The organism is Neisseria sicca, from assembly GCF_003044565.1.
Lineage (GTDB): Bacteria > Pseudomonadota > Gammaproteobacteria > Burkholderiales > Neisseriaceae > Neisseria > Neisseria sicca_A.
Genome location: NZ_POXG01000002.1, coordinates 173750 through 195567, shown reverse-complemented (window position 1 = coordinate 195567; position 21818 = coordinate 173750). Strand labels below are relative to the sequence as shown.

Here is a 21818-nt window from a genome sequence, read left to right as displayed (position 1 = left end):
CGCCTTAGCTCAAAGAGAACGATTCTCTAAGGTGCTGAAGCACCAAGTGAATCGGTTCCGTACTATTTGTACTGTCTGCGGCTTCGTCGCCTTGTCCTGATTTAAATTTAATCCACTATATCTTCTGTGGCGGTATTTTTGCCGAGGTCGTCTGAAAACGGTTAAAATGCCGCAAACCTCTGTCAGGAAACCTTTTATGCTGTTTAACCACACTGCCTCCGAGCTGACCGGCTTATGCGGACACGCCTTGGATTTGGCAAAAAACATGGGCGCAGCGGCTGCCGAAGCCGACTTTAGCGAATCCATCGGACAAAGCGTCAGCGTACGGCTGGGCGAAATCGAACAAATCGAGTTCCAGCAAGACAAATCGCTGGATATTACCGTTTATGTCGGCAAGCGCAAAGGTCGCGCCAGCACCGCCGACTTCTCCGAACAAGCTCTGCAAGACACCGTCAAAGCTGCCATCGACATCGCCCACTACACTGCCGAAGACGATTGTGCAGGTCTGGCAGATGCTTCACTGATGGCGCAACACGTCGGCGACCTCGACCGTTACCACGAATGGGATTTAAGCACGGAAGCCGCCATTGAGTTGGCAAAACAATGCGAACAAGCTGCCCTGAGCGCAGATGAACGCATCGAAAATTCCGAAGGCGCAGGCGTTCAGACCGGACATTACCAATACGTTTACGGCAACACCCACGGCTTCACCGCCCACCAACAAGGCACGCGCCACAGCATTTCGTGCAGCATCGTCGCTGCCGATGAAAACGGCATGCAGCGCGACTACTGGTACGATGCCGCCTGCCGCCATCAAGATATGGACAGCCCCGAGCAAATCGGCAAAACCGCCGCCGAACGCACCTTACGTCGTCTGAACAGCCGCAGCATCCCGACGGGCAGCTATCCCATCCTCTTCGATACCACCGTCGCAGGCGGCCTTATCGGACACCTCGTCGGCGCACTTAGCGGCGGCGCGCTCTACCGCCAAAGCAGTTTCCTGATTGACAGCATAGGCAGAAAAGTCCTGCCCGATTTCCTCAGCCTGCGCGAAGAGCCGCACATTCCCCGCGCCTTCGGCAGCACCTATTTCGACTCCGAAGGCGTCGCCACGCAGCCGCGTTTCGTCATCCGAGACGGCATTGTTGAAGGCTATTTCCTCAGCAGTTACAGCGCGAGAAAACTCGGTATGCAGACCACGGGCAACGCCGGCGGCGCGCACAACCTTTATTTGAACCATACACATGAAACGCAGTCTGATTTGCTGAAAGAAATGGGTACCGGATTGTTGGTTACCGAACTGATGGGGCAGGGCGTGAACACCATCACGGGCGACTACTCGCGCGGCGCGGCGGGTTTTTGGGTGGAAAACGGCATCATCAGCCACCCCGTCCAAGAAATCACCATCGCCGGTCGCTTGCAGGATATGTACCTCGGCATCGTCGGCACTGCCAACGATGCGCTACGCCGCTCTTCCAACAAAATCGGTTCGGTGCTGATTGAGAGCATGACCGTGGCGGGGGAGTAGTTTCTAGGGCGGCAAGGTCGTCTGAAAACCACAGTCTTGATAAAACAAAGCCTGAAGGCGGGATTTAATCGTGCAAAACCGTCCAAACTGTGGCATAATCCGCCCGTCTTTACAAAAAGACTTCAGGAGTTTGAACGGGTTTTTGGCTCGTCAAACTTGTCCGAGCCCGAGTTTTTACGAATGACGGTTCTTTTATTTTTCGGAGTTATCCATCATGGCATTGACCGTAGAACAAAAAGCACAAATTGTTAAAGATTTCCAACGTAAAGAAGGCGATACCGGTTCTTCTGAAGTACAAGTCGCTCTGTTGACTTTCCGTATCAACGACCTGACTCCCCACTTCAAAGCCAACCCTAAAGACCACCACAGCCGTCGCGGCCTGTTGAAAATGGTCAGCCAACGTCGCCGTCTGTTGTCTTACTTGCGCCGTACTCAACCTGATACATACCGCACCCTGATCACCCGCTTGGGTCTGCGCAAATAATTGCTGCTTTACCGGACACCGCTTGCGAAAGCGGTGTTTTTTCATATGGGTTGACGATAAATCATAAAAACAATAGCGCAGGTTTATAGGGGTCGTCTGAAAAAGGTCGTCTGAAAATATAGTGGATTAACTTTAAACCAGTACGGCGTTGCCTCGCCTTACCGTACTATCTGTACTGTCTGCGGCTTCGTCGCCTTGTCCTGATTTAAATTTAATCCACTATATATCCGTATCTCAAGCAACATCGTTTCAGGATAAATAATGGATCAAAAACTGACCAATCTGTTCGCCAAATATCAAAATCACTTGGCTTTCTCCTCGCGTTCCTGTATTGCCTCCGTGCATGATGTGGGTACTATGGACGAAACATTGCTGAATTTGGCAGTCATCAACCAAGCCTACGAAGATATCTTATTGCTGATTCAACATGGCGCGGATGTCAACAAACAGGGCGAAATGGGTTTTACGCCCGTCCAAAACGCCTGTTTCAACGGCAATGTAGCGATACTCGAAATACTTTTGGCAAACGGCGCAAACCCGAACATCAAAAATGAATTGGGCAATAAGGCAGAAGATTTTGTCACTGACGAACGGCATGGAAAAAAGAGGGCAAAAGAAATGATGTCTTTATTGAAATACTATAAAAATCATCGATCAAAATGAAAGATATAGCTCAAATTTCAGATGATGTCTCCTGACTTGTTTCCCTGAACTTATCGAATGGACAAGATGAATATTTACGACTTTACATTAAACGATGCGCAGGGTAATCCGGTTTCCCTGAGTGTTTACCGCGGCAAAGTGCTGCTGATCGTCAATACCGCCACGCGCTGCGGATTGACGCCGCAATATACGGCATTGCAGCGGCTTTATGAGCGGTACTGCGGGCAAGGTTTGGAAATATTGGATTTTCCGTGCAACCAATTTCGCGGACAGGCGCCGGAGAGCAGTCGGGAAATTGTTTCCGTCTGTCAGACAAAATTTGGTACTGCGTTCAAAATCTTTGAAAAAATCGATGTAAACGGTGCATCCGCATCGCCGCTTTATGCGTATTTGAAAGCGCAGCAGCCGCAGGACAGGGGCGGGCATATGCTGAAAGAAGCAGTGTTGCGGCTAGCGGCATTGGGCAGCAAACATCAAGCGGGCGATATCCGCTGGAATTTCACCAAATTCCTGATTAATCGTGAAGGCGAAGTGACAGCGCGTTTTGCACCCAGCGTAGCGCCGAAAGAAATCGAAAACGATATCAAGAAGTTGCTATAAAGGCGCGAGCCGTTTCAGACGACCTCGTCTGAAAAAATGTGTCGAAACCTTACGGTTTTTCACATTCCGCCGCCTTGAAAGTAGGGCGCATTATCTTTATGTTAAGGGAAACCGGCTATTCGGTAAGCGTAAAATGTCGGTTTGTGATATCCAAAAAGATTCAATAAGATATATTGAAATTGCGACTAAACGTGTCGGCTTGCGCGGCATGAAGCGGGTTTGGAATTTAAAGGAGCAGAAATGCAGTATTTCGGTGTGGGTTTTTTAATATTATTGTTTTTGGAAATTATGTCTATCGTTTGGGTGGCGGATTGGCTGGGCGGCGGATTCGCTTTCCTGCTGATGATTGTCAGCTTTATCGGCGGCACGATGATGCTGCGCCATACGGGGCTGTCCGGTATTTTGCTGGCGGGTGCGACCATCCGCAGCGGTGAAAACGTTTCCATGTATCAGCTGCTGTGGCCGATACGCTATACCGTCGCTGCAATTTTGCTGTTAAGTCCGGGCTTTGTGTCCACCATTATCGCCTTGCTGTTGCTTTTGCCGATCAAAGGCCGTCCGGCGGCTCAAATGGATATGCAGTCTTTCCGTCAGCAAACCTTTGCGCGCCATACTCAGGACGACGGTGATATTATCGAAGGCGAATACACGGTGACCCGCGCCGATCCGCAAACCAAACACCAAGACTATATCGAGCACAAACGCGATTAAACGGTTGAAAAACGGCATGGCGGCAGCAGTCTGACTGCCCAGTTTTTGAAAGGTCGTCTGAAAAGATTTTCAGACGACCTTTTATCTATATGAAAAAATGACTGAAAATGTCATGCAGTTTCGCCCGAAACAGACAGTCAATGCTATACTTGCCAACTTATTTCGATGAAAACCGGCTTGAAGCAGCCGTTACGGAAACGAGAAATCAAGATGAGCAGAATCCAGCAAACCTTTGCCGCACTTGACGGCGCAAAAGCCCTGATTCCCTATATCACCGTAGGCGATCCCAATCTCGACACCACGCTTGCGCTGATGCACAGTTTGGTTGAAAACGGCGCCGACATCCTCGAATTGGGCGTTCCTTTTTCCGACCCGATGGCGGACGGCCCGACCATCCAGCGCGCCGCCGAGCGTGCGTTGGCAAACAAAGTTTCCCTCAACGACGTATTGAATATCGTACGCCGCTTCCGCGAAACAAACGGCAACACGCCCGTCGTCCTGATGGGTTACCTGAACCCGATTCACAAAATAGGTTATCAAGCATTTGCCCAAGCGGCGGCTGAAGCCGGCGTGGACGGCGTACTGACCGTCGATTCCCCTGTCGAAACCATCACCCCGCTGCACGACGCACTCAAGGCGCGCGGCATCGACTGCATTTTCCTGATTGCCCCGACCACGACCGAAGAGCGTATCCAAACCATCGCCCGCGTTGCCGGCGGCTTTGTCTATTACGTTTCGCTCAAAGGCGTTACCGGCGCGGCAAGTTTGGATACCGAAGAAGTTTCGCGTAAAATAGAGCTTTTGCGCAAGTATATCGACATCCCGATCGGCGTCGGCTTCGGCATCAGCAACGCCGAAAGCGCGCGCAAAATCGGTGCCGTTGCCGATGCAGTCATCGTCGGCAGCCGTATCGTCAAAGAAATTGAAAACAACGCAGGCCGCGAAGCAGAAGCCGTCGGCGCGTTGGCGAAAGAATTAAAAGACGCAATCCGTTAAGACCTTTTCCGAAAACATACGCAAAGGTCGTCTGAATCCCGAATTTCAAGGAGTCATCCATGAGTTGGTTAGACAAAATCCTACCGCCCAAAATCAAAAACCGCAGCAAAGATGAAGGCTCGTCCAACGTCCCAGAAGGTTTGTGGCACAAATGCCCGTCCTGTTCGGCAACCATCTACTCGACCGAGCTTCAACAAAACGACCGAGTTTGCCCAAAGTGTAACCATCACAACCCGCTTTCTGCGCGCGAACGCCTCAATTTGCTTCTGGACGAAGAGGGCCGCGAAGAAATCGCCGCCAATATCAAACCGACCGACCCGCTGAAATTCAAAGACAGCAAAAAATACCCCGAACGCCTGACCGCCGCGCGTAAAGCCACCGGCGAAGACGACGCGATGGTCGTCATGAAAGGCTTTATGAATGGCCTGCCCGTCGTGATTGCCGCATTCGAATTCCGCTTTATCGGCGGCTCTATGGGTTCCGTTGTCGGCGAACGCTTCGTCCAAGGCGTGCGCCGTGCCGTAGCCGACAACTGCTCTTTTATCTGCGTCGCCGCATCAGGCGGTGCGCGTATGCAGGAAGGTGTCAACTCATTGATGCAGATGACCAAAACCAGCGCGGCATTGCATCTTCTGACTGAAAAACACCTGCCGTTCATCTCCGTCCTGACCGACCCGACCATGGGCGGCGTATCCGCCAGCTTCGCCTTCCTCGGCGATGTCGTGCTTGCCGAACCCAACGCCCTTATCGGCTTTGCCGGCCCTCGCGTTATCGAACAAACCGTCCGCGAAACCTTACCCGAAGGCTTCCAACGCGCAGAATTCCTGCTGGAGAAAGGCGCTATCGACCAAATCGTCGACCGCCGCAACATGAAACAGCGCATCAGCGACCTGATTACCCTGCTGCGCCGCCAAGACAAAGTCAACGCCGCTTAAACCGAGAAGGTTTGAAATAACAAAAGGTCGTCTGAAAATTGATTTTTCGGTTTTCAGACGACCTTTTGTGATGTGTTTCCCGCTCAGTGGCTAAACGCTTGATACACGGCAGCAAGTAACAGTGAAGGATTGGGGTGGGGCAATGCAACCGACCTATTGCCAAGAATGCGAGCGGGCGATGAAGATTTAAGCTTTCGATTTGCAGTTTTCATCAGCATCCACACTAAAAAGGTCGTCTGAAAACACATTTTCAGACGACCTTTTCAAGTTTGGCTTCCGTATCTGTCAAACAATCTGGTCAGATACAGCCGCACCAATCAATAACGGTCCGGAACGGTTCCCATACGCTGTTTCAACGAGGTTTGCGGCTCGTTGAACAGGGAGGCGTAGAAGGTTGCGTTGGTCATGACTTTTTTGACGTAGTCGCGGGTTTCGGTGAAGGGGATGGTTTCGGCGTAAATTGCGCCTTCCAGAGGTGTAGAAGCCTGCCAGTTGCGGGCGCGGCCGGGACCGGCGTTGTAGCCTGCGGTTGCCATCACTTCGTTGTTTTGCAGGCGGCGTTTGGCATCTGCCATGTACCAAGTACCCATGCGGATGTTGCCGTCCATGGTGTAGAGTTCGCTGCTGCTCATGCCGATTTTGCCGGCGATTTCGCGGGCGGTGGCGGGCATAACCTGCATCAGGCCTTGCGCGCCGACGCTGGATTGCGCGCCCATGACGAAGCGGCTTTCTTGGCGGATCAGGCCGTAAACCCAAGCAGGATCGACGCCTGCTTGTGAGGCGTAACGGACGGTGGTCTCTTTAAACGGAGAGAGGTAGCGCAGGTTGTAGTTGAGTTTGCGCTCGGTACGGTCGGCGCTGTTGATCGCCATATCGTAGAACTGGTTTTCAAAGGCGACTTGCGCGGCAGTCAGGAGGTTGTCTTCGTTGAAGTCGCGGGTGGCGAAACGCCATTCTGCCTGTGCCTGACGGCGCATTTTGGCATCGTTGCTGCTTTGGCTGTTTTTAAACAGAACCAGCGCGCGTCTGATGGCGCCGTCTTCTGCCATGCGACGGACGTCTTTTTTATCGGCGTCGGAAACGTTGTTTTTGGTATTGACGCGGCGGCCGAGTTCTTCGCCTGCTAAGACGGCGTAGAAATTGCGTCCGCTTGCGGCGGCTTTTTCGTACATGTCTTTAGCGCGGCTTTGGTTGCCTTGTGCGGCGTAGCTGCGACCCAGCCAGTATTGCCAAGTCGGGTCTTTTTGCAGCTTGTCGGGCATTTGTTGGATGATGCCGGACAATTCGTTCCAGCGTTGCAGGCGCAGGGCGGCGCGGGCGTACCATTCAAACTGCTCGTCGGTCAGTTGCTTGCGGTCGGAAACGCGGTTGTAGTAGCTCAACGCAGTCGACATGTTTTGGTTTTGTGCGTGGTGATGTCCCAATACACCCCATGCGAAGCTGCTTTGTTCGCGGCTTAAGCCGGATTCCATGCCGGACAAGGTAGAAGCTGCGGAAGAGGATTTACGCGCGTCTTTGCCGATGACGTTCAACAGGCTGTATTCGCGCGCACCTTGCGAGCCGCCTTCAAACGGGCTGCCCAATGCGGCTGCCAAGCTGCGTGCGTCGCTGGTTTGGCTGTTGCTCAACAATCCGCGTACGCGGCGCCATGCGTCGTTGCTGTTCAGACGACCTGCCGATGCCGCGCTTTCGACCAGGCGGGTACAGCCTGCGGGCAGTTTATTGGTAACGCGCACAAGCTCTGCCGCCATGTTGTAGCTGCCGCTGCTCAATTCGGCATAACATTGCACTTCCTGCACCCGACCCGCCGCATTCAGCTTTTTGTTTTCTTGGCGGAACGTATCCCATTGTCCGCGTGCGCCGAGGCTTTTGAGCCATTCGTTGCGGACGTTTTCAGCCATCGCGCTGTCACCTGCCTGCGCCAAGAATTGTTGCACCCACATATCGTCGCCGCGTTTGGCAGCATCCAGCGCGCCTTGATATTGACCGTAATCGGACAATACTTTGGATTCGCCTTCCGCGCGGCGGGCGGGGATGGAGGCGGGTTCGGTCAGGGAAGAGCCAGGCTCTTTGGATGAAGTCGTGTCGTTTTCGGAGGCACACGCCGACAAAATCGCGGTGGCGATCAGGCTGAGTGAGAGAGAAAATATGCGTTGTGCGTTCATTACGTACCGTATCTTTATTAGAATCAATTAGAACCGCATTTTAAACGATTTGGCGGCATTCTCCGAATCTGAAGCCGATATTTACATTAACCGCGTAATCAGGGACAACAAAAAAGTCGTCTGAAAAGCAGGATGGCTGTTTCAGACGACCTTTGGTGCATGAGCACAGTTTACATGCAGCCTTCGTTTTGCAGCAGGGTGAACAGGGGAACGCCGTTTTCGCGGATTTTGCTGCCGCCGATCAAGTCCGTAAATTCCAAAATCGCAGCCGCTTCAACGACTTCGCCGCCGAGTTTGCGGATTAATTCCACACCCGCCAGCATGGTGCCGCCGGTTGCGACCAAGTCATCGACCAGCAGCACGCGCGCGCCGGGTTTGACCGCATCTTTGTGGATTTCGACCGTTGCTTCGCCGTACTCCAGCGCGTAGCTTTGCGAGATGGTATCAAAAGGCAGCTTGCCCTTTTTGCGGATGGGGACGAAGCCGACGTTCAACTGATACGCCAGCGCCGCGCCGATGATGAAGCCGCGCGCGTCCAAACCTGCCACGACATCGATTTTCTGACCCATATAGCGATAGACCAGCAAGTCCACCAGAAGACGGAAATATTCCGCGCTTTGCAGCACCGGTGTAATGTCGTGAAATAAAATACCTTTTTGCGGCCAGTTTTCGATTTTGCGGATTTTTTCCGCCAATGCGGCGACGCCCATCGCCTCAGGATGAACCAACATTTTGCGCGTTCCCAAATGAAAAGTTTTTAACATGATATTGTAGCCGTCAGACTGCCGGTTGCCAAATCCATCAGGGCGGTTTAACCATTCCCCGACGCATTCATGACTTGGCGCACGACACGGTATAGTGGATTGAATTTAAATCAGGACAAGGTGACGAAGCCGCAGACAGTACAGATAGCACGGAACCGATTCACTTGGTGCTTCAGCACCTTAGAGAATCGTTCTCTTTGAGCTAAGGCGAGGTAACGTCGTACTGGTTTAAAGTTAATCCACTATAATGCGGCTCAATTGTCTTTAAGATATAAAAGGCAAATAAAGGTCGTCTGAAACGCCGGAAGATGGTTTTCAGACGACCTTTTGACTGTTTGATAACGTGAATATGGATTTAGCTGTGCGCGGCGAGGAATTGTTCCAATTCTTCTTTGAAAGGCATCCCGTTTTGCGCGCCATCTTTGGTAATGGAAAGCGCGGCAGCAGCGCATGCCTTACGGACGGCGGTTTCGATGCCTTGATTCCAGAAGACGGACAACGCGCCGTTGAATGCGTCGCTGGCGCCGGTGGTATCGGCGGTGTCCACTTTAAAGCTGGAAACATAACGCAAGCCGTCTTTGCCGTCTTTATAAACTGCGCCTTTGTCGCCCATGGTCATCAGGACGGGGCAGGGGGCTTTTAGAATCAGCTCTTCGGGATTCAAATCTTGCGACAGGTCGAGACAGTCGGCAAGTTCGTAGCGGTTGGGCGTCAGAAGGGTGACCAATTCCCATAATTCCGAAGGCAGGAATTGGGCGGGAGCCGGGTTGAGGATAAAGGGTTTGCCGTATTTCTTCGCCAATTTTGCGGCGGCGATGACGCAGTCCATCGGGATTTCGAGCTGGCTCAAAACCACATCGGCGGAGGCGATTTGCTGCTCGGCGTTTTCGACATCGGCAACCGTCAGCCCCATATTGGCTCCGGCGATAACGATGATGGAGTTTTCATCGTCGGCGACGGTGATGTTTGCCATGCCGCTGGGCAAGCCTGGGAGGGTTTGGATGTGTTCGGTAAAGACGCCTTCGCGGCTGAGGTTGGTGGTCATTTCATAGCCGAAATCGTCATCGCCGACCGCGCCGATCATACAGACGTCCGCACCCAAACGCGCCGCTGCAATCGCTTGGTTTGCGCCCTTGCCGCCCATGAAGCGGTGAAACGAGCTTCCCAGTAATGTTTCACCCGCTCTGGGAAATTTTGAAGCGCGGGTGACTAAATCCATATTAATACTGCCGATAACGACAATTTTAGCTTGGAGCATCCTTGATATCCCTTTTATGAAATGCAATAGACCGTTTGAAACGGTCTTATTTTGTCTGCTGTCCCCAAATATCAATCATAGTTTGAAATAATGGACAAGATAGTCTGAAATTGTACCTGCTAATATTATAAATGCAAAATTAATTGTCAAATTCATATTACTTTGGATTAATTTTGTTGCGATAAAATCAACATATCATAGGATTTAAGGCGGGAATGGCGGTGCTTGGGGAGAAATTGTTTTTATTTTAATAATCTGTGTTGCAACGCGGGCAGTCTGGTGCGCACGCTTTGCAGCCTTGTGCCGTCCAAGTCGGCAATGACGATGCCTTCGCCTTCGGGCAATACGTCCAAGATTTCTCCCCACGGGTCGATAATCATGCTATGACCGAACGTCTTCCTGCCGCTTTCGTGTTCGCCGCCTTGCGCCGAAGCGATGACGTAGCATTGGTTTTCCACCGCGCGAGCGCGCAGCAGCAGCTCCCAATGCGCTTTGCCCGTCGTGTAAGTGAAGGCGGCGGGCAGCAGTAAAACGTCAAACGGCTGCTGGGCGCGGAAAAACTCGGGAAAGCGCAAGTCGTAGCACACGCCCACGGCAAGCGGCACGCCGTCGGCAGTCAATTTCGGCACATCGCCGCCTGCGCTGATGGTGTCCGCCTCGGCATAGCGTTCGCCCAAGCCTGAGAAACCGAACAGGTGCATTTTGTGGTACAGCCCGATTTGCGTGCCGTCGCGGTCGTACACCAACATAGTGTTCATCACTTTGCCCGCATCAGGGCTTTGCAGCGGAATCGTGCCGCCAAAAAGTACCACGCCGCATTCCGCCGCCGTCTCGCTCAAGGTCGTCTGAAAACGAGTGTAGCGAGTTTCGTCAAAACGACCGTTGATTAAAGGTTCGGCAAAAGCGAGTTTGTCGGTATCCTTGCGCCCCATTAGCGGCCAATATTCGGGCAGCAGCACCCAATCCGCACCTTGCTCGGCAGCTTGGCGCACAAGGCGTTTCATGGTGTTAATGTTGGCATCGGGGTCGGTGGACGAAATCATTTGCACGGCGGCGGCGCGGATGTTTTGCATGGCGGTTTTTCTGTTAGGTCGTCTGAAAAGGGCAAGGGATGGTTAGTTTTATAACGAAATCGTTCCAAAAAAACAATCAATAAGGAAGGTAACGTTTCAGACGACCTTTTATTTTTCTGAGCCGTTTCATGATGATTCAAACGGCAGATTTAGTATTACTTTTTATGTAAATATTATTTTTTATTTTTTGTTGATTTTAAAAAAGAAATTTTTAAATGCTAATAAATCGATAAAATATAAATGTTTTCAAAACTTAACGTCTGTATATAAGCCGTTGATTCTTTGTTTGGTTATTTCATAATTGGGCAGATTTCTTGAAAATTTGTATTGTTACGGTTTGCTAAGTTGGAAGTTATCCGATAAGGTGTACTACAAGCGGTTACATCCGTGAGTATTAAATTAATCAATAAGATAGTTGATCCAATATAAAACTGTTACATCTCACAACAAACGGAAGGCTCTCCTCCGACCGTTTGCACATCAAACCGTTTGCACACCAAACAGAAAGGAAAAAACCATGCTTCATTATGCAGTTGTTTTCTTCGTCATCGCCATTATTGCAGCCGTACTGGGCTTTGGCGGTATTGCAGGCAGCGCGGCAGGTATCGCTAAAATCCTGTTTGTCGGTTTCCTGATTTTGTCAGTGTTGTCCCTGATTTTTGGCAAGAAAAAATAAAACTGACAAACAGATAAGGCGTAACCTCGCTACCTTCTGAATGAACGTTTTTTAAAACAAAGGTCGTCTGAAATTTTCAGACGACCTTTCTTCATGTCAAACCTTAATCTTCATACGCTTCCATCGGCGGGCAGGAGCAGACCAGATTCCGGTCGCCGTACACGTCGTCCACGCGGTTGACGCTCGGCCAGAATTTGTTTTCGCGCACGAAAGGCAGCGGGAAGACGGCTTCTTCGCGGGAGTACGGATGCGCCCATTCGCCGGTTACGTCGGCGGCGGTGTGCGGGGCGTTGACCAGCGGGTTGTCGTCTTTCGGCCATTCGCCGCTCTCGACTTTCAGCACTTCCTGTTTGATTTGTTTCAGGGCGGCGATGAAGCGGTCGAGTTCGGCTTTGCTTTCGCTTTCGGTCGGTTCGATCATCAGCGTGCCGGCAACGGGGAAGGAGACGGTCGGGGCGTGGAAGCCGTAGTCCATCAGGCGTTTGGCGATGTCGGTTTCGGTGATGCCGCTTTCGGCTTTGAGCGGGCGCAAATCGACGATACATTCGTGCGCGACGCGGCCGTTTTTGCCTGTGTAAAGGACGGGATAGTCTTCGCTCAGGCGTTTGGCGACGTAGTTGGCGTTGAGCAATGCCCAGCGCGTTGCCTGTTCCATGCCTTGTTTGCCCATCATGGTCAGGTACATCCAGGTAATCGGCAGGATGGACGCGGAACCGAAGGCGGCGGAGGAAACGGCGGTTTGCCCGGCACTGGCGCTGTGCGTGTCGGTCAAGGCGTGTCCCGGTGCAAACGGAGCGAGGTGGGCTTTCAGGCCGATGGGACCCATACCCGGGCCGCCGCCGCCGTGGGGGATACAGAAGGTTTTGTGCAGGTTCATGTGCAACACGTCCGCGCCGACTTCGGCAGGCTGCATGATGCCGATTTGGGCGTTGAGGTTGGCGCCGTCCATGTAAACCTGTCCGCCGTTTTCATGGATGATGCGGCAGATGTCGCGGATGCCTTCTTCGTACACGCCGTGGGTGGACGGGTAGGTAATCATGATGGCGGACAAGGCGTCGCTGTGTTGTTCGGCTTTGGCTTTCAAATCGTCGATGTTGACGTTGCCGTGTTCGTCGGTATCGACGACGACGACTTTCAAACCGAGCATGGCGGCGGTGGCGGGGTTGGTGCCGTGGGCGGATTTGGGAATCAGGCAGATGTTGCGCTGCGCTTCGCCTTGGGCTTCCTGATAACGGCGGATGGCGAGCATACCGCTGTATTCGCCCTGCGCGCCGGAGTTGGGCTGGAAGGAAATCGCGTCAAAGCCGGTGATGGCTTTCAGGCTGTTTTCCATGTCGGTCAAGAGTTCGCGGTAGCCTGCGGTTTGGGTTTCGGGGGCGTAGGGGTGGATGTCGGAGAACTCCACCCAAGTAATCGGCAGCATTTCGGCGGTGGCGTTGAGCTTCATGGTGCAGCTGCCCAGCGAAATCATGCTGCGGTTCATTGCCAAGTCGCGGTCTTCGAGTTTTTTCAGATAGCGCAGCATTTCGTGTTCGGTGTGGTAACGGTTGAACACGGGATGTTGCAAGATATTGTCTTGGCGCAGGAATTCGGTTTTCAGACGACCTTTGACGTCGTCTGAAAGCGTGAAAGTGTTGTTGCCGGTGAAGGCATAGTACAACACGGCAAGGTCTTCGCGCACAGATGTTTCGTGGAAGGCGGCGGCGATTTGGGTGTCGCTGACGCGGCGCAGGTTGTAGCCCAGTTCCAAAGCGGTTTGGAACGCTTTGTCCGCTTTTTCTTTGCTGCCGAAATCGACGGTAACGGTATCGAAGAAGACTTCGTGAACCACTTTGAGACCGTCTGAAACCAGCGCGTCGGCAAAGGCGGAAGCCAGCGCGTGAATGCGGTTGGCGATGCGTTTCACGCCTTCGGGGCCGTGATAGACGGCGTACATGCCCGCTAAGTTCGCCAGCAATGCCTGCGCGGTACAAATATTGGACGTGGCTTTTTCGCGGCGGATGTGTTGTTCGCGGGTGGACAACGCCATGCGCAGCGCGGGTTTGCCCGATGCGTCCTTGGATACGCCGATGATGCGGCCCGGGGCGGAGCGTTTGAACTCGTCTTTAAACGCAAAATAAGCGGCGTGCGGCCCGCCGAAGCCCATCGGCACGCCGAAGCGTTGGGTGTTGCCCAACGCAATGTCCGCGCCCAACTCGGCAGGCGATTTCAGCAAGACCAAGCTCATGATGTCGGCGGCAACGGCAACAATCGTGCCTTTGGTTTTCAGACGACCTATGACGCCCTGCAAGTCTTGTACGTCGCCGTCTTTGCCGACGTATTGGAACAGTGCGCCGAAGTATTCGCCGTCATCGGCTTTGGTAAAATCGCCGACCACCAGCTCGAAGCCGAAATATTTGGCGCGGGTTTTCATCACGTCCAAAGTCTGCGGATAAACGCGCTCGTCCACGAAGAAGCGTTCGGATTTCACCTTGCCCACGCGGTGCGCCATCGCCATCGCTTCGGCGGCGGCGGTCGCTTCGTCCAACAAAGACGCGCCCGCCACGGGGAAACCGGTCAAATCGATACACACCTGCTGGAAGTTCAACAACGCTTCCAAACGCCCCTGCGCGATTTCCGCCTGATACGGCGTGTAGGCGGTGTACCAGCCCGGATTTTCCAACACGTTGCGCAAAATCACGTTCGGCACGCGGGTCGGATAATAGCCCAAGCCGATATAGGATTTGTTGATCACGTTTTTTGCCGCAATGGCTTTCAGCTTCGCCAAAGCGTCCGCCTCGGTCAGTGCTGCGGGCAGGTCGAGTTCGGACGGCATACGGATGCTTTGCGGCACGGTGTTGCCTACAAAGTCGTCCATACTCTTCTCGCCGAGCGCTTCCAAAAGCGCAGCCTCGTCGCCGAAACTCAAATGACGCGCGGCAAATTCGTTGGGGTTGAACAGTTCGGATAGTTTCATTTCTACTCCTTTTTTGTTGTAGGAATCTGCCGCGAAGGCAGGTATTTGGGTTTTCAGACGACCTTGCGGGCGGATAATCGGGTTTTGTGTCTGCTTACCATTTCCGTCAGGCAGGAAACTACTTCCAGTCCTGCACCCGCTTCAAGTCGTTCTGCGCCAGCGTGTCGGCGTGTTCGTTGCGGCTTTTGTATTCCCTGTTTTGCAAGATGCTGTTGGCGACGTAGTTTAAGTGTATTTTGGCTGCTTCGGCGGCGTCGGCAGGGCGGCGTTCGAGTATGGCTTCGTAGATAGCGCGGTGTTGGGCAATCAGCTTGGGGCGCGGGTCTTCGGTTTGGTTGAAGTAGATGATGCTGCTGCGCGTCTGGCGGTAGAGCATTTTGAGCAGGCCGCCGGAGAGATGGCTGAAGAGGATGTTGTGTGCGGCGTCGGCGATGGTTTGGTGAAAGCTCACGTCAGCTTCGGTTTGGTGTTCCAAATGACCGCTTTCGCAGGCGGATTCGAATTTTTGCCGCCAAAAATCAATCCGCTTCAAATCGGCATCGGTGCGCCGTTCGGCAGCCAGCGACGCCATGCAGCCTTCGATGTGGCAGCTGAAATCGAAAACATCGGTTTCCCAGTTGGAATGTTTGCCGAGCAATTCCTGCCAGCTTTGGAGGAAATCCTGCTGCGGTTTGACGGAAACGTAATAGCCGTCGCCCTGTCGCGCTTCCAAAACCTGCCGCGCAATCAGGATATTCAGCGCGACCCTGACCGACGGGCGCGATACGCCGAATTCTTCCGCGAGCGTGCGTTCGGGCGGGATTTTGCCGCCTTCTTCGTAAACGCCCGTCGCAATCCTCTCTTCTAATATCGACAATATTTGGTCGCTGATTTTTTGTGGTCGAACCAGTTTTGTCATTTTAATTCCCTCATTTCCCTCATGTTTTCTGTATGGAGAAGACTCAAATCCGATAATGTGGTGTGGCAGGTCGTCTGAAATGGCAACCTGCGTCAAAATTGGCATGACCAATGTCGCCGTATTCTAATTACCGCCCCCTATCCCGTCAATATGGACGGTTCTACCCGAATGTGTTTCAAAATTACATCGGGCTACATTTTTACACTTCGTATAATGATTTGTTTTATTTAAAATTAAACAACAATTTTGCGCCGACGCAGCAAGGTCGTCTGAAAAAATAATTGACCGCCATATTAAAGTTTCGTAAAGTGTCCTCCGTTCTCAAAATTGGTTTTACCAATTTAAGAAAATATATTAGAAAAATATTCGGAGATTTTCCCTATGGATACTTGGATTCAAAACTATACCGCAGTGGGCGGCAGCCTGTATTTGACGGCAGCCGTCGCCCTCCTGCCCATTATCTTTTTCTTTGTTGCACTGACCATCCTGAAGCTCAAGGGTTATCAGGCGGGGCTTTATACGCTGCTGATTGCACTTGGCGTTGCCATATTAGGCTTCGGAATGCCTGCGGGCATGGCGGTTTCTTCCGCGCTGTACGGCTTTGCTTACGGTTTGTGGCCGATTGCATGGATTATCGTTACTGCCGTGTTCCTGTATAAAATTACCGTGAAAACAGGGCAGTTCGACATCATCCGCGCTTCCGTGATTTCGATTACCGAAGACCAACGCCTGCAAATGCTGCTGGTCGGCTTCTCTTTCGGCGCATTCCTCGAAGGCGCGGCAGGCTTCGGCGCGCCGGTGGCGATTACCGCCGCTTTGCTGGTGGGCTTGGGCTTCAATCCGCTCTACGCAGCAGGTTTGTGTTTGATTGCCAATACCGCGCCCGTGGCTTTCGGTGCGATGGGCATCCCAATCCTGGTTGCCGGTCAAGTGTCCAACCTCGATCCTTACCACATCGGTCAAGTAGCAGGCCGCCAACTGCCGATTCTGTCGATTATCGTTCCTTTCTGGTTGGTCGCCATGATGGACGGTATGCGCGGCATACGCCAAACTTGGCCTGCCGTATTGGTGGCGGGCGTATCTTTCGCCACTACCCAGTTCATTACCGCCAACTTCATCGGCCCGGAATTGCCCGACGTGACCTCCGCATTGGTCAGCCTGGTCTGCCTGTCTGCCTTCCTGAAAAAATGGCAGCCTAAAGAAATCTTCACCTTCAACGGCATGAAAAAACCGTCCGAGCGCAAAGCGGGTGAATACACTGCCGGACAAATCATCAAAGCCTGGTCTCCTTTCGCCATCCTGACCGTTTTCGTCAGCGTGTGGACGATTAAGGGCGTTAAAGAGGCTTTGGGCGTTGCCACCATCAAATTCGACTGGCCGATGCTGCACAACTTGGTACAAAAAGCCGCGCCCATCGTCAGCGAACCGGCACCATACGCCGCCGTGTTCAAAATCGACTTCCTCGGCGCAGTCGGTACGGCAATCTTGTTTGCTTCCATCGTTTCCGCCGCTTTGCTGAAAATGAAACCTTCCGAAGCCGTCGGCACTTTCTTTGAAACGCTTAAAGAACTACGCCTGTCCATCCTGTCTATCGGTTTGGTACTCGGCTTCGCATTCGTGGCAAACTATTCAGGGCTGTCATCTACATTGGCACTCGTCCTCGCCGCTACCGGCGCCGTGTTCCCGTTCTTCTCGCCGTTCCTCGGCTGGTTGGGCGTATTCCTGACCGGTTCGGACACCTCCGCCAACGCGCTCTTTGGCTCGCTGCAAGCCAGCACCGCGCATCAAATCGGCGTCGTGCCCGAGTTGACCGTTGCTGCCAACACCACCGGCGGCGTGACCGGCAAAATGATTTCGCCGCAATCCATCGCCATCGCCTGCGCGGCGGTCGGTCTGGAAGGCAAAGAATCCAACCTGTTCCGCTTCACCGTGAAACACAGCTTGATTTTCTGTACCTTCGTCGGCCTGTTGACCCTGCTGCAAGCCTACGTTTTGCCGTGGACGCTGATTTTCTTCAATAAATAAGCCTATCGGCTTGAAATAAAAGGTCGTCTGAAATCCAATTTGGGTTTCAGACGACCTTTTGTCTGTGTGGCGAAACAGTGGAACACTCAGTTTTCGGATGTTTCCTGTTTCAAATCGACCAATCGCGTTCCCGCCAAGAAATCATATAAAAACTGCCGGTCGGGGTTCAGCAGGGCGAAGCCCCACGGCAGGATGAGCCAGATAAGGGCGGCGCCGAAGGCGGGTATGGGCGGGATGGCGAGCAGGTGGCGCAGGCCGGCGTAGGCGAGCAGGGGGATGAAGACGACGAAGATACACGACCAAATAAAGCGGATGCGCAGTTGCGACAATGGCGGCAGCGTGCCGTTGCGGCCGTGCAGCCCGATTTTCCAAGTCTGCATGGCGAGGGTACGGCCGGTTTTCGTCCAGTTGGTTTTGAAATAGAGCCACCAGCCTCCTACGAAGATAATGCAGGTAGCCAAGCTGGAAAGGAGCTGGGAGACGGGGTTGAGGAAAATCGCGGCGATGCCGGCAAGGAGGGCGGCGATGGCGGTCACGGCGCCGGTCAGCAGCAATTCGTACATCAGGGCGGCAAGGCGGCGTTTGACGGGGGCGGGGGGAAGGGCGGTCATGGCGGTCTGCTCGGTAAAAAGGTCGTCTGAAAAACGGAATGCTTGGTTCGGGCGAAACCGCCGCATCCGTTTTCAGACGACCTTTGTGTGGGAGGAATCAGCGGTGGGGACGTTTTTGTCCGCGCGCCTGCTGGGCTGCCATTTGGTTCATTTCCTGACGGGTCGGGCGTTTTTTGAACATGGCGTGCGCTTCGTCGGCTGAACATTTTTGCGACAGACAGACCAACGTTATCGCGTCTTTTTGGTGTTGACCGCCGCTGTGGTACATACGGCGCAGGTTGGCTTCGTTGATGCGGCCTTTTTCAGGATCGATGTCGAATTTTTTCAGACGCTCGATGAACTGGCGCTGTTGGCGGCGCGAAGACCAGACAAAGCCGCCGGCGGCTGCGGCGACGATGATGACGGCGAGCAGGATGGCGAGCGGCCATGAATCGACGATTAAGACGATGAGTAGGCTTAAAACGGCGGTGGTCAGCACAAGCAGACCGCCGATGCGGAGTTTGGTTTGGTTGTCCATGAAGTTGCAGTTCCTTATTAAGGGTGGGAGGTCGTCTGAAAAAAGGTTTGCAGTGGACGGGCAAGCGGCGGTGCATCTCTGAACGCGCCGAATACTTGTCTATCCGCTGCATCGGGTTGTGGACGGATTTCAGACGACCTCAAATATCATAACTTTATGTTTAACGGTATTTTACAGTATTTTTGCCGTTTGGGCGCGTACAGAAGCGATGCGGCATACAAACTTCCACGCTTTTTGAACAGGCGCGCCCTTGTCGCGAAAAGCGCCTATCCATGCCCAATGAAATCAGACTGCCAGCCCCGTCACCAACTGCTTAAATTCCGTCCACGCGTCGCCGTCTTCTGTGCCTTTGATGATGCGGTCGATTTTGGCGCAGGTTTTGAGCGCTTCGATCAGGCGGACGGCGGGAATGCGTTTGACGGCAATCGGCGCGAGGGTTTGTTTGTCGCCCCACAGGCGCAGGCTGTTGCGGACGGATTGTACGCTTTGCCCTTGTTTGAGCGCGGCGGTCAGGCGGATGAGGGTGCGGATGTCTTCGGCAACCGCCCACAGCAGCAAGACGGGTTCTTCGCCTTCTTCTTCGAGTCCGTCCAGAAGGCGGGCGACGCGCAGGGCATCGCCTTTCATCCATGCGCCGGAGAGCTGGAATACGTCGAAACGGGCGACGTTGGCGACGGCGGCTTCGGCATCGGCGATGTTGACGGTATGGTTTTGCGGGTGCAGCAGGGCGAGTTTGTCGATTTCTTGGCGGGCGGCGAGCAGGTTGCCTTCGACGCGTTCGGCAAACAGGGCGAGCGCGTCGGGTTCGATGTCGAGTCCGACCTTTTTCAGACGACCCTTTATCCACTGCGGCAAGGCTTGCGTGCTAATGGCTTTGGCTTCGAGTACCGTGCCTTTGGCGGCGAGCGCGGTGAACCATTTTGCCTGCGTTTGGGCTTTTTCGAGCTTGGGCAGCAGAATCAGGGAAACGGTGTCTTCGGGCAGGCGTTCGGCGAAGGTTTGCAGTGCATCGCCGCCGTTTTTGCCGGGCTTGCCGTTCGGAATGTGGATTTCCAAAAGTTTCAAATCAGCGAAAAGCCCCGCGCTGCCTGCGCTTTGCAGCAGTTCGTCCCAGTCGGCGCCGTTGTCCGCCGTAAAGACTTCGCGGTTGAGATAGCCTTGTTTTTTGGCGGCGGCGCGCAGGGTGTCGAGGGCTTCGATGCGCAACAGGTCTTCTTCACCATGAATGATGTACAATGGCGAAAGCGGCATATCCGCGTTGATCTGTTCGATATTCATGACCGCCATCAATATGCTTTCAGGAACGTCAGGCGGCGGACGATTTGGTCGGCAGCGTCGGCGCGCATTTCCGCCCAGATGGTTTCGCTTTCTTCCTGTTTGCCCAACACTTCGCTGTCGTTGTAGTCCATCGTGCGGTTGACGAGGATGGTCATCGGTTCGCCCACAGGCTCGCCGTTGCGCATGGCTTGGGCTTCGACGCGCAGCGTCAGCAGGTATTCGTTGACCAGCGCGGCGCGGGTGATGGTGTAGATGTCCTGACGGGTTTCAATGTTCTTGATGTGCAAAGTCATTTGCGCTTCGGCGGCGGAAACGGGTTTGCCGTCGGCGCGGCGCAGGGCGTTTTCCAAAGCCTTTTGCATGACGGAGGCGTTTTGGATGTGCCAAGCGGGATACGGCAGCGTGCGTGCGGGGTCGCCCATGCCTTTGAGGTGGAAGCCGCAGGCGGACAGAAGCAGTACGGCGGCGGTCATCAGGATTTTGTTCATTTCATTCTTTCTGTTGCGCGGGTATCGGGGAATTATAGCGGATAGTCGGGCGGTCGGGAAACGCGGCGGCAGAAGGGGATTTCAGACGACCCCTTGCCGTTTGTCGTTTACCGGCACGATGGGTACAATCCAAACGTCAGACAACAGGAGAGAAACATCATGCACCCCATCCGCGAATCCATCCGCAGCGGCCTGCTGCCCGTATCGGACATCCATCAAATCTATTGGGAAGAATCCGGCAATCCCGACGGCCTGCCCGTCATCTTCCTGCACGGCGGCCCGGGCGCGGGCGCATCGCCTGCCTGCCGCGGCTTTTTCAATCCCGACGTGTTCCGCATCGTCATCATCGACCAGCGCGGCTGCGGTCGTTCACTGCCTTACGCCTGCACCGATGACAACACGACTTGGGACTTGGTTGCCGACATCGAAAAAGTCCGCGAAATGCTGGGCATCCAGAAATGGCTGGTGTTCGGCGGCTCGTGGGGCAGCACCTTGTCGCTCGCGTATGCCGAAACCCATCCCGAACGCGTTGCCGGACTCGTATTGCGCGGGATATTCCTGTGCCGTCCGTCCGAAATGGCGTGGCTCGACGAAGCGGGCGGCGTCAGCCAGATTTATCCCGCACAATGGCAAAAATTCCTCGCGCCCGTCGCCGAAGAAAAACGCGGCAGCCTGATTGCGGCGTATCACGAAATGCTGTTCGGCGAAGACGAAGCAGGTCGTCTGAAAGCCGCCAAAGCATGGGCGGACTGGGAAAGCTACCTGATCCGCTTCGAGCCGCAAGACGTCGATGAAGACGCCTACCAATCGCTCGCCATCGCCCGCTTGGAAAACCATTATTTCGTCAACGAAGGCTGGCTGAAAGGCGACAAAGCGATTTTGGCGAACACCGACAAAATCCGCCATATTCCGACCATCATCGTGCAAGGCCGCTACGACTTATGCACCCCCATGCAAAGCGCGTGGGAACTTTCGCAGGCGCTCCCCGATGCCGAACTGCGCGTGATTCAGGCGGGACACTCGTCGTTTGATCCGCCTTTGGCGGCGGCATTGGTGGAAGCGGTGGAAGACATGAGGGAACGTGCAGCGTGGGAAGATAAGGTATAGTTGACGCCATACTGCCGTTATAGTGGATTAACTTTAAATCAGGACAAGGCGACGAAGCCGCAGACAGTACAGATAGTACGGAACC

General features: G+C 53.8%; 20 protein-coding genes. 10 read left to right on the top strand and 10 right to left on the bottom strand.

All coding sequences use genetic code 11. The features are described from left to right. Positions 1–196: 196 nt before the first annotated feature. The 7 genes from pmbA (at position 197) to accD (ending at position 5917) form a co-directional block, all read left to right on the top strand. Positions 197–1528 (top strand): metalloprotease PmbA, encoded by a 1332-nt coding sequence (gene pmbA, locus DBZ16_RS05520; RefSeq protein WP_107813246.1) that lies wholly within the window; start codon positions 197–199, stop codon positions 1526–1528. 214 nt (positions 1529–1742) lie between these two features. Then, positions 1743–2012, top strand: coding sequence for a 30S ribosomal protein S15 (rpsO, locus tag DBZ16_RS05515; protein WP_003679932.1), 270 nt, complete (start codon positions 1743–1745; stop codon positions 2010–2012). Between the two features lie 261 nt (positions 2013–2273). Next, positions 2274–2675: an ankyrin repeat domain-containing protein gene (locus DBZ16_RS05510; RefSeq protein WP_107813245.1), complete on the top strand. Its 402-nt coding sequence runs from the start codon at positions 2274–2276 to the stop codon at positions 2673–2675. Between the two features lie 66 nt (positions 2676–2741). Then, the gene (locus DBZ16_RS05505; protein ID WP_205836781.1) at positions 2742–3275 is read left to right on the top strand and encodes a glutathione peroxidase; all 534 of its coding nucleotides are present in this window, start codon (positions 2742–2744) and stop codon (positions 3273–3275) included. A gap of 240 nt (positions 3276–3515) precedes the next feature. Beyond that, positions 3516–3986: an FxsA family protein gene (locus DBZ16_RS05500; RefSeq protein ID WP_107813243.1), complete on the top strand. Its 471-nt coding sequence runs from the start codon at positions 3516–3518 to the stop codon at positions 3984–3986. A gap of 210 nt (positions 3987–4196) precedes the next feature. Then, positions 4197–4982 (top strand): tryptophan synthase subunit alpha, encoded by a 786-nt coding sequence (gene trpA, locus DBZ16_RS05495; protein ID WP_070540385.1) that lies wholly within the window; start codon positions 4197–4199, stop codon positions 4980–4982. 59 nt (positions 4983–5041) lie between these two features. Then, complete coding sequence (gene accD / locus DBZ16_RS05490; protein ID WP_107813242.1) at positions 5042–5917, top strand: acetyl-CoA carboxylase, carboxyltransferase subunit beta; 876 nt, start codon at positions 5042–5044, stop codon at positions 5915–5917. Between the two features lie 317 nt (positions 5918–6234). Here the strand turns inward: accD and DBZ16_RS05485 are convergent, their stop codons facing one another. The 4 genes from DBZ16_RS05485 to DBZ16_RS05465 all read right to left on the bottom strand — a co-directional run bounded on the left by DBZ16_RS05485 (position 6235) and on the right by DBZ16_RS05465 (position 11177). Further along, entirely contained in the window at positions 6235–8082 is a 1848-nt protein-coding gene (locus tag DBZ16_RS05485; RefSeq protein WP_107813241.1) for a lytic transglycosylase domain-containing protein, read from the bottom strand. Between the two features lie 170 nt (positions 8083–8252). After that, positions 8253–8813, bottom strand: coding sequence for an adenine phosphoribosyltransferase (locus tag DBZ16_RS05480; RefSeq protein ID WP_107813470.1), 561 nt, complete (start codon positions 8811–8813; stop codon positions 8253–8255). 388 nt (positions 8814–9201) lie between these two features. Further along, complete coding sequence (gene rbsK / locus DBZ16_RS05470) at positions 9202–10104, bottom strand: ribokinase (protein ID WP_107813240.1); 903 nt, start codon at positions 10102–10104, stop codon at positions 9202–9204. 242 nt (positions 10105–10346) lie between these two features. Further along, the gene (locus DBZ16_RS05465) at positions 10347–11177 is read right to left on the bottom strand and encodes a carbon-nitrogen hydrolase family protein (protein ID WP_107813239.1); all 831 of its coding nucleotides are present in this window, start codon (positions 11175–11177) and stop codon (positions 10347–10349) included. A gap of 517 nt (positions 11178–11694) precedes the next feature. Between DBZ16_RS05465 and DBZ16_RS05460 the strand changes: the two genes are divergently transcribed. Further along, positions 11695–11853, top strand: a complete 159-nt coding sequence (locus tag DBZ16_RS05460) for a DUF1328 domain-containing protein (RefSeq protein ID WP_003744611.1) — start codon at positions 11695–11697, stop codon at positions 11851–11853. Between the two features lie 103 nt (positions 11854–11956). Here DBZ16_RS05460 and gcvP read toward each other — a convergent pair whose 3' ends face one another. Together gcvP and DBZ16_RS05450 are read right to left on the bottom strand one after the other, a co-directional pair. Further along, positions 11957–14809: an aminomethyl-transferring glycine dehydrogenase gene (gcvP, locus tag DBZ16_RS05455; protein ID WP_107813238.1), complete on the bottom strand. Its 2853-nt coding sequence runs from the start codon at positions 14807–14809 to the stop codon at positions 11957–11959. 118 nt (positions 14810–14927) lie between these two features. After that, positions 14928–15707 carry a FadR/GntR family transcriptional regulator gene (locus DBZ16_RS05450; protein WP_107813237.1) on the bottom strand — a complete coding sequence of 260 codons (780 nt, stop codon included), beginning with the start codon at positions 15705–15707 and terminating at the stop codon, positions 14928–14930. Between the two features lie 381 nt (positions 15708–16088). Here DBZ16_RS05450 and DBZ16_RS05445 point away from each other — a divergent pair, with 381 nt between their 5' ends. Further along, positions 16089–17732: a lactate permease LctP family transporter gene (locus tag DBZ16_RS05445; protein ID WP_107813236.1), complete on the top strand. Its 1644-nt coding sequence runs from the start codon at positions 16089–16091 to the stop codon at positions 17730–17732. Between the two features lie 86 nt (positions 17733–17818). Here DBZ16_RS05445 and DBZ16_RS05440 read toward each other — a convergent pair whose 3' ends face one another. The 4 genes from DBZ16_RS05440 to lptE all read right to left on the bottom strand — a co-directional run bounded on the left by DBZ16_RS05440 (position 17819) and on the right by lptE (position 20626). Continuing rightward, the gene (locus tag DBZ16_RS05440; RefSeq protein WP_107813469.1) at positions 17819–18343 is read right to left on the bottom strand and encodes an RDD family protein; all 525 of its coding nucleotides are present in this window, start codon (positions 18341–18343) and stop codon (positions 17819–17821) included. 97 nt (positions 18344–18440) lie between these two features. Next, positions 18441–18860 (bottom strand): hypothetical protein, encoded by a 420-nt coding sequence (locus tag DBZ16_RS05435; RefSeq protein WP_107813235.1) that lies wholly within the window; start codon positions 18858–18860, stop codon positions 18441–18443. 285 nt (positions 18861–19145) lie between these two features. Then, a complete protein-coding gene (gene holA, locus DBZ16_RS05430) occupies positions 19146–20147 on the bottom strand; it encodes a DNA polymerase III subunit delta (RefSeq protein WP_107813234.1) in 1002 nt (333 codons plus the stop codon). Then, the gene (gene lptE / locus DBZ16_RS05425; RefSeq protein WP_107813233.1) at positions 20147–20626 is read right to left on the bottom strand and encodes an LPS assembly lipoprotein LptE; all 480 of its coding nucleotides are present in this window, start codon (positions 20624–20626) and stop codon (positions 20147–20149) included. Before lptE ends, holA begins: the two co-directional genes overlap by 1 nt. A 159-nt stretch (positions 20627–20785) precedes the next feature. On the opposite strand from lptE, the gene pip reads away from it, so the two are divergent. Continuing rightward, entirely contained in the window at positions 20786–21733 is a 948-nt protein-coding gene (gene pip, locus DBZ16_RS05420) for a prolyl aminopeptidase (protein ID WP_107813232.1), read from the top strand. The last annotated feature ends 85 nt before the right edge of the window (positions 21734–21818 follow it).